Raw genomic sequence first — 6271 nt, 5'->3', positions numbered from 1 at the left:
CCAGGCTGGCCATGCATCGTCATCGACTCCGCTCTTCAGTGTCTCGCTACCTGCACATTATCCCTTAGCCATGACTCGCTGTAAACCACAATTCGCCGTGACAAAGACAATTTTTAGAGGTGCCCTTTAACGGAGCGGGCGTTCGCTCGAAATTTTTTGTCGAGGTGTATGTCGGTGCGCTTTATCTCTCAAAACCCTCCCGATCGGTTTCGGATATACTCGCACTCCCCGGCCCCAAACGAGTCGCATTGCATTTTTTGCACGACGAGGTGAGTCAGGAAAAATTGGTCGATGCTTGGAATGAAGGGTTTAAGAAAAATCAGAGCGAAGAGTCCATGAAAACACTTGGGCCACGGATCGAGCAGTTTAACAAGCTTTTCCAAACGGTACATAAGGGGGATGTGATTACGCTGGATTATATTCCCGACGATGGCACCACCGTTAGAATCAACGGTACAGAAAAAGGAAAGGTGCCGGGAGCCGATTTTAATCGTGCCTTGCTGGAGGTTTGGCTGGGGGAGGAGCCGGTCGATTCGGATTTGAAACGGGCCCTGTTAGGAATTTAAGATCTCGCAAGGTGGAATAGGCGATCAGGTTGTATGCACCGAGTCGAGTTGTAACAAACGCCGATGAGATAACAAAGTTCCAGACTAATAAGAGATACCTCAATTAGGAGGAGATCCATGCTACTAGACACACCCAAGTTTTTGCAAGGCGTCTATCGGTTCGAGGGACGCGGGCTCGAGAATCCGGTCTCGTTTGATCCCAAGGGTCGCGTACGTAGTTCCCCCCGACAAGCGGGTACGGCCATTTTATTTCCGCGCGGGCAATTCCTCGCCCGAGATGATCTATCTGGACTGATGCGCAACGATAAGCCGATGCGCTATTGCCCGCTAGGCGCCAAAGGCGCTCTTGACGTTGGTTTCCATGTGATCGAGGAAACCGCGCCTGGGACGGTGCTGGAAGTACGCTGCTCCTGACGGGATCAAGGGGTGGGTCGTTTTCGACGTTGGGTTGGTGGAGACCTAAGATACGCGTCTAGTGTAGTGGTTCGTAACGAAGCAACTCCTGGCTATCACCGTGGTACTGAGTAGCCTGGGCCGCCCTCGCCGCGCAACACGCCTGACAGCGCGTTAGCCACGCCCCGCGGCCCGCTCCACCGGGAGGCGGCCTCTAGCGTGTAGCGGTAGCCGACCTCCGCGATGGCGTGGATCTTCTTGAACTCCAGCAGGCCGTAACCGTCCAGGGGCGGCTTGAGCACGAGATCGGCGTCGCGCTCCGCGAGGGCGGTACGCTGCGCGCTCGCGAGCAACAGTGTCCGCATCACGATGGCCGCGAGACCCGGGACCAGGACGGGCCGCGCAAAGGGGAGCAGCTTGTTCCAGAAGATCCGCCACTCGGACGGGATGCCGGAAGGCGGAAAGCGGAGGTCATTGGCCGCGCTGACGTTGACGGTGATGACGGATCCCCCGCCGCGCTGCCGCATGACGTCGCCCGGCAGGTTGTTGATGACGCCGCCATCGACGAGTAGGTGGCTGCCCCGAACGAAGGGCGGCAGGATCCCCGGAAGCGAGACGCTGGCGCGCACGGCCTCCCAGACCGGGCCGCGGTCGTGCACGACCATCTCGGTGGTCGTGAGGTTGACGGATATCGCGAAGCAGTTGATCCAGAGGTCCTCGATCCGAGTCTCGCCGACCGCCATCTGCATCCCTTCCTGGAGGCGTCTGGCATTGAGTAGGGCGAGCATCGGAATGGTGTACTGGGCGAACGGCTTGCGGCTCATAAACCGCAGGTTGAGATCGATCAGCTCCTCTCGGGAGAGGCCGAGGGCCACCTGCGCCGCGATGACGGCGCCCATGCTCGTGCCGCCGACCATGTCGATGGGGATGCTGAGCTCGCGCAGGGCGGCGACGACACCGATGTGAGCGTAACCGCGTGCGCCTCCACCGCCGAGCGCAAGCCCGACGGCGCGCCCGGCGAGGATACTGGCGAGGCGGGCGAGATCACCCGGATCGCCGAGGCGCACGTGGTGGTAGCTGTCGAGTTGCCGGCGGGACAGCCACGCTTGCGTCCCGCTCGGGAGCCGGGTGGCTTGTGGGTGAACCAGGACCAGCGAGTGGCGGGCGCGCACCCGGTCGTGGTCGTGGGCGGCCAAGAGCCCTACCTCGATGGGTCCGCGCTCTGGGGTCGCCGTCGCGTCCGCGACCAGGACGATGTGATCGGCGAGCCGGACCGCGCGCCGCGTCCAGGGGGTGAGCGTGGTGTCGGTCTCGATGACGACGTAGGCGTGGCGCGGGCCCTCCTCCTCCATCCAGGAGCTGAACCGGAGCCACTGCGGGTGGCCCTCCGGCAGACGCGCCACGTCGTGCATGACACGGAGGGTGGAAAGCTCCTGCGCGTCGAGATAGAGCGTCGGCCCGAACCTCGCGAGCTCCTCCCGAAGCGCCCGCGCAAACGCGGCCGCCAGTGCGCTCGGGCCTGTAGGGACGATGGTGAAGTAGCGCGTGCTCGCCCGCCTCTGGCCTGAGGCGTGGGGCGCGACGATGCTCTTCTGAATGAGCGTCCGCGTGAGTGTCTTGAGCGCCTGGGGGTAGCGATCGATGAGCGCGTGGAAGCTCTCCGAGGAAAAGCGAACGAGCTCGGTGTCCCGCAGGGCATAGGGCGTGGCGACGCGAGGCTCGCCGCTGAGCAACGACAACTCCCCCACGCTCTCGCCACAGCCGATCTCGCCCAGGGTCTTGAGGTCGCCGAGCTCGTCCCGGCGCAGGACCTGCAGCCGGCCGCTCATGACGATGTACCAGCCGTCCGCGGGATCGCCCTGGCGGAACAAGGCCTCGCCTCGCCGCACCGTCACCCGCTGCGCCTGCTCCTCCAGGTTCTCGATCTCGCCCGGGCCGAGCGGGCCAAAGAAGGCCGGGAGCACCTCGGCCAGCTGCGCGCGCCCTAGGCGGCTCCGGATGATCCATACCAGCGGCTCCAGTAGCTCGCCCTCCCGGTCCGAGAGCGCATCGAGCACCGCACGCCTGAGCCGGTAAAGCAGGCAGGGGGATTCTGCCTCGACGGTCGTCGTCCACGCCCCGCCGAGCACCAGCTGGATGTCGCCCAGCACCCCTCCCGGCCCGTACCGCTCGATGACCTTCTCCTCGCCGCTCGGGGCCACGGTGACCGCCCGCAGAGTCCCCGACGCCACGGCGTACAAGGTGTCGTCCCGCGCGCCCTGCCGGATGAGCACCTGCCCTTCCTGCAGTTGGACCGGCTCGACGCCTTCCACCAAGGCCTCTAGGGTGGTGTCGTCGAGAGAGCGGAGTAGTTCCAGGCGACGGAGGAGTTCGAACGCCTCGGGCCGTTCTATCGTGGCATCAGTCGTTGTGTGCGAAATTGGCATTGTTCCCCACCTCGACACCGCGGTGTGTCCGCGCCCGGCGGGCCTCTATCCGGCGCTCCACTCCACGTAGCTGCGATACACAGGCTCGTACATCAGTGATCTCACGAACGCGGAGAGATCGGCGGGTCGTGGGTGTTGTGCGAGGCCGCGCTCGTAGGCCAGCTCGGCCACCGCCGTCGCGATGGCGGTCGATACGGTGCGGATGCGCGTGAACGGGGGGTAGAGGCGGCCGAGATCGAGATCGGCCGGCGTCACCTGGTTCGCCAGGGCCTTGGCCGCGACGAAGAACATCTCGTCGGTGATACGCTTGGCCTCCGCGGCGATCACGCCGAGTCCGATGGCGGGGAAGATGTAGGCGTTGTTGCCCTGGCCCGGGACATAGGTGCGGCCGTTCAGGAGGACCGGTGCGAACGGACTGCCGCTCGCGAACAGTGCGCGCCCGTTCGACCACGTGTACGCCTCCTCCGCCGTACACTCCGACTTCGACGTCGGGTTGGACAGCGCGAAGATGATCGGGCGCTCGTTGACGCGCGCCATCGCCTCGACCACCGGCCGGGTGAAAGCGCCCGCAGTCCCCGAGACGCCGATGATCGCGTTGGGCTTGAGCCGTTCGACGGCGGCCAGCACGTCGGGTGCCAGCTCGCCCTCGTGGGCGTAGGGTCTCTTGTGCAGGACCAGATCGGTGCGGCCCTCGACGATCAGGCCCCTCGAATCCACGAACCAGCAGCGTCGCCGTGCGTCCGCCTCGGGCATGCCCTCCGCGATCAACGCGGTTACGATCAGATCACCGATCCCGAGACCGGCCTCGCCCGCACCGAGGAACAGGAAGGTTTGATCGCGGAGCCGGCCGCCCGTCACCCGCAAGGCCGAATAGATGCCGGCCAGCGCCATCGCGGCCGTGCCCTGGATGTCGTCGTCGAAGCAGCACACCCGGTCGCGATAGCGGTGCAAGAGACGAAACGCGTTGGCGTTCCCGAAGTCCTCGAATTGGACCACGGCCTTCGGGAAGACCTCCTGCGCCCCCATGATGAATTCGTCCACCAGCTCATCGTAGGCCGCTCCACGCAGCCGGCGCTGGGCCAGACCGAGGTACAAGGGGTCCGCAAGGAGGGCCGCGTTCTCTGTCCCGACATCCAATGTGACGGGCAAGCACCAGGCCGGGTGCACGCCGGCGCAAGCGACGTAGAGCGCCAGCTTTCCGACCGGGATCCCCATGCCGTTGGCGCCGAGGTCGCCCAGGCCGAGGACGCGCTCGCCATCGGTCACCACGATCATGCGCACCTCCCTCTTCGGCCAGTTGCGGAGCACGTCGGCCACCCGTCCCCGGTCTTCTGCGGAGACGAAAAGCCCGCGTGGACGGCGGAAGATGTGCCCGTATTCCTGGCAGGCCTGCCCGACCGTCGGGATATAGATGATCGGCATCATCTCGTCGGGGTGGTCCATCACCAGCCGATAGAACAGGGTTTCATTGCGGTCCTGCAGGCCCATCAGGAAGATATACTTTTCGATGTCGTTGGTCTTGTGCCGTAGGTTCCCCAGCACCCGCATCACCTGCTCGATCTGAGTGATGGCACGGGGTGGTAACAGACCGCGCAGGCCGAACGCCTCGCGTTCGGCCTCGGTAAAGGCAGTGCCCTTGTTCAGGCCGGGGTCGGACAAGAGGCCGACTCCGCTCGGGTAGTTGGCGGCCTCGTTGGCGCGAATGGATCTGGCAGGCATGTGTAACCTCTCTCTTGGCGTCGTGCAACCCTGTGAGTCGCGCCGGCTCTGACATTTTCCGGGACGTCGGTCAGCGCGTGCCCTTCGCTATTCTTCGCCTGGTGGCGCGCCGGGCCGTTGCGGTACCGTGAGTGGCTCCGCTCTGGGCCGGCGGGGCTCTTGGTTCCCCGGCACCGAGGATCGTCCGGATGCGTTCCAGCATCGCGAGCTGCTCCGGGGCCGGCCGGTCCTTCCATACGCGAGGGTCGGTGGCCAGGCGCTCGAGGAGCGCCAATAGCCGCACGCGGTCGGCCGGATCGTGGAGGAGCGCGGGCAGCGCCTCCAGGGCCCGTTCCGGCTCGAACGCGACAATGACCTCCTGCTGGCCGCGGATGCGGCGGCGTTCCTCCTGAGACAGCTTGGGTAAGAGCGCGGCGTAGTCCTCCATGAGCCCGGCCCGGAGCTCGATCTGCGCGAGCGGGATCGCCGCCTGGCCGCGGCTCAGCAAGGCCCCGGCTCGCGCCACGGCCTGCGGATATCCGCCCTCTGCGATCGACTCGAGCGCCTGTTGTACGACGGGCAAGGTGCGGGGATCGGTCCGGCCTGCGCCCGCCCGGTCCTGTACCCCCATCGGGTCGGCGTGCTGGAGCGCGAACAGGCTGCCGTAGGTCTGGAAGAATGCGGCCTCGCTTACCGCGTCACGCACGTCGCGCCCGTAGTCGAGGGACGCGGACAGAACCTCTGAAAGCGCGTTCTCGGCCCTGCGCAGGGGATGGTCTTTATCGAGGGCGCGCCGCCCGGCTTTGGCGGCCGCGGCGGCCGGCTCGAGCCACGCGAACCACGGGTTCAGATGGGATATTGCCCAGCGCTGGACCCTCAGGGGATGGAAATGGCGTCCGAGCGTGGCGCCAAGCTCGTTCGTCAGCGCCTGGACGATGGGCCGCGCGAATAGCTCATAGGCGCGCTGGTTGAAATCGGAGACGCCCTCGACCGCCTCGAAGGCCCTTTCGTCGACACGCTCGAAGCGGTTCAGACGCATGACGACCTCTTCGAGCCGGCGCTCCACGAAGTGGACCTCGTAGGTGACCCCCTCCGGCCCTTTCCTCTCCTCGATCTCCATCCCGTACAGGCCGGGCGGAAGCGCCTCGATCGACTTCATCACCGAGACGATCTGCGAATGCTCTTTTT

The 6271-nt window shown here is 65.3% G+C and carries 4 protein-coding genes; 1 reads left to right on the top strand and 3 read right to left on the bottom strand.

Annotated elements, in window-relative coordinates; all coding sequences use genetic code 11:
- Nucleotides 1–119 precede the first annotated feature (119 nt).
- Complete coding sequence (locus M3461_23145) at nt 120–566, top strand: chalcone isomerase family protein (protein MDQ3777037.1); 447 nt, start codon at nt 120–122, stop codon at nt 564–566.
- Nucleotides 567–1075: 509 nt separating this feature from the next.
- Here the strand turns inward: M3461_23145 and M3461_23140 are convergent.
- The 3 genes from M3461_23140 to M3461_23130 form a co-directional block, all read right to left on the bottom strand.
- Complete coding sequence (locus M3461_23140) at nt 1076–3385, bottom strand: patatin-like phospholipase domain-containing protein (GenBank protein ID MDQ3777036.1); 2310 nt, start codon at nt 3383–3385, stop codon at nt 1076–1078.
- Nucleotides 3386–3430: 45 nt separating this feature from the next.
- Entirely contained in the window at nt 3431–5104 is a 1674-nt protein-coding gene (locus M3461_23135) for an NAD-dependent malic enzyme (protein ID MDQ3777035.1), read from the bottom strand.
- 70 nt (nt 5105–5174) lie between these two features.
- A partial coding sequence (locus M3461_23130; GenBank protein MDQ3777034.1) for a DUF3141 domain-containing protein occupies nt 5175–6271 on the bottom strand: 1097 nt, incomplete at its 5' end.

It is taken from the genome of Pseudomonadota bacterium (assembly GCA_030860485.1).
Lineage (GTDB): Bacteria > Pseudomonadota > Gammaproteobacteria > JACCXJ01 > JACCXJ01 > JACCXJ01.
The sequence above is the reverse complement of the archived record's forward strand: the minus strand, read 5'-3'. Positions and strand labels throughout refer to the sequence as shown.